At 48.3% G+C, this 522-nt stretch carries 1 pseudogene; it reads right to left on the reverse strand.

From position 1 onward, the window contains the following. Window positions 1-522 (reverse strand): annotated as a pseudogene (locus R7Q48_RS30960) (O-antigen ligase family protein); the annotation flags it as partial.

The raw sequence follows: 522 nt of genomic DNA on the forward strand, positions 1-522 counted from the left end.
AACGGATATTCCAACTGAGAGTGAAGTACGATAGGAATGAATAACGCAAGCAACGCTAGGCGTGTGCCACGTTTGGTTTGATAAATCCTATGTAAAACCAATCCTATTGCGAGGATTATGCCTAATACAGGCAGAAGCCCACCTTCTACGCCCCAGTACAACATTTCATTGTGTGGATGATCCATCGATGGCAAGCCTGCAGGATAGTTCTCATTCAGCGCATGCTGGCGCGCGGTGTACAGCATGTACTCAGATTCAAACTTACCGTAACCGTAGCCAGTGAACGGTTTCTCGATCACCATATCCAAGGTTTGAGGGAAAGTGTACGCTCGAGGCGATTCCATATTCACTTTCTCTGTCGCCAGTCCACTTCCATCCGGGAATGCAATGCTCATTACAACGAACGAGAGCACCAAGCCCGTAACCAAAGCTGCGATCCAGCGAATAAAGCGGCCTTTGGTTGCAAAGCGATACATCTACGGAATCACTAACAACCAACCGATGATGGTCGCTAGCCATCCT

This window comes from Vibrio sp. 378 (assembly GCF_033339435.1).